Origin of the sequence: Leifsonia sp. NPDC058292, assembly GCF_042880955.1 — a bacterium.
GTDB lineage: Bacteria > Actinomycetota > Actinomycetes > Actinomycetales > Microbacteriaceae > Leifsonia.
Map to the genome: position 1 here is coordinate 1 of NZ_JBHVYL010000086.1, position 1501 is coordinate 1501.

A 1501-nucleotide genomic window follows, 5' to 3' on the forward strand; every position below is an offset into this window, starting at 1 on the left:
GCCCCACCCCCGCAAGGAGCAACAGCACCGTGACCGACCGCTTGAGCATCAACGAGATCAGCAGCGACCAACTCGACGAGCTCTACGACCGCGCCGAGCAGGCCGAGAAGCGCCTCCGCCTCGCACACCAGACCCGCCGCGCGAAGGAGCAACAGCTCGACGACATCCGCCGCGCCATGTGCGACACCGAGATCATCCAAGACGACGACCCGTTCGGACACGCCGACTTGGCGGACGTCATCCGGCACATGGGGCCCACCGAGCCCGAGCGGCACGGGGCGAAGGTCGCCGACCTGGAGCAGCAGCTCGCCCAGCTCCGCGCCGGTGAAGAGGAAGGCTACGACCCGCTCGCCATGCCCACCCCCGGGCAGTGGCTCGCCCGCTTCAACGAGGCAACCGCCGTCGAACGCCTCGACGTCGTGAAGCAGATCATCGGCGACAACGAACGGGCGCGCCGCTGCTTCCTCATGGCGCACGAGCAGCGGCTTGACGAGGGCCGAACGGCGTGGGTCGCCGTGGCCCGCGTCCGGGACGTGATCGCGGACATGGAGCGGATCACCGGGGCGCGGCACTGGGCTCGGATCCTGCGCACCGCAGTCGACGGCGAGCCTGCTCATGTGCCGTCCAGTCCGGCAGCGACCGAAGCGACCGAGACCGCCAGCAACACCGCCCGCCCCTGAACCACCGCACGCCGCAAGGAGCATCGTCAGTGAGCATCCGGATCGAAGCCTTCAAGGGGTACGACAACGGGGTCGACTACGACCTCCCCGACAGCTGGGATCTTGCGACGGCCATCGAGATGTGCCAACGAATCGACGAGGCGTATCGAGAGGCCGAGGCAGTAGGCATGACGGTATGGGACCTGGGGGTGGCCCGCCTCCGCGCCCAGAAGAGGCGGGAGGAGGGGAACCACGATGCGTAACGACGACGCCCCGCAGGCCTGGCCCTGCGCCGCCAGCACCTGCAGCCGCGAACTCCGTGACCACGAACTCGCCGGCGAGCAATACCTCTGCAGCCCGTGCGTCTCCGCCATCCGCACCTGGATGCACGAGATCCCCCTGCAGATGATCGTCCTCGAGGGCAGCCGCCAGCGCGAGACCACCGGCGCCCGCGGCCGCAACGGCACCCCCACCCCGCCCCTCCCCGGCCGCGACGACGTCCTCAACCTCGTCGGCCCCGCCGCCTGGACGACCGTCCCCGACCCTCACGGCGACCACGAAGGGCCCACCCCGATCGTTGGCACCCTCGGCGACTGGATGCGCGTCATCTGCGAGGAACGCCGCTGGAACGGGCCCGACGAGACGACGCCCGAAGCGCTCGCCCTGTGGCTCGCTGCACCACGCAGCCTCGACTGGGCGTGCCGGCGTCCCTGGGCCGGAGACATGCGCGACGAGCTGTACAGCCTCATGCGGACCATCCGCGGCATCACCCGCCTCCGCCCCCAGCGCAGGCCCATCCCGCAGCCCTGCCCCCGCTGCGACAGCCTCACCCTCACCGAGAC

Annotated in this window: 3 protein-coding genes; all 3 read left to right on the plus strand. The window is 70.5% G+C overall.

Annotation, left to right across the window (positions count from 1 at the left end; translation table 11 throughout):
- Positions 1-680: hypothetical protein (locus tag ACFVWR_RS19090; RefSeq protein WP_387216038.1), on the plus strand; the 680-nt coding region annotated here is incomplete at its 5' end.
- A 29-nt stretch (positions 681-709) separates the two neighbouring features.
- On the plus strand, positions 710-922 hold the full coding sequence (locus tag ACFVWR_RS19095; protein WP_387216041.1) for a hypothetical protein: 213 nt from the start codon (positions 710-712) through the stop codon (positions 920-922).
- Positions 915-1501 (plus strand): hypothetical protein (locus ACFVWR_RS19100; protein ID WP_387216044.1); only part of this gene is annotated, 587 nt, incomplete at its 3' end. The genes ACFVWR_RS19095 and ACFVWR_RS19100, both read left to right, overlap by 8 nt.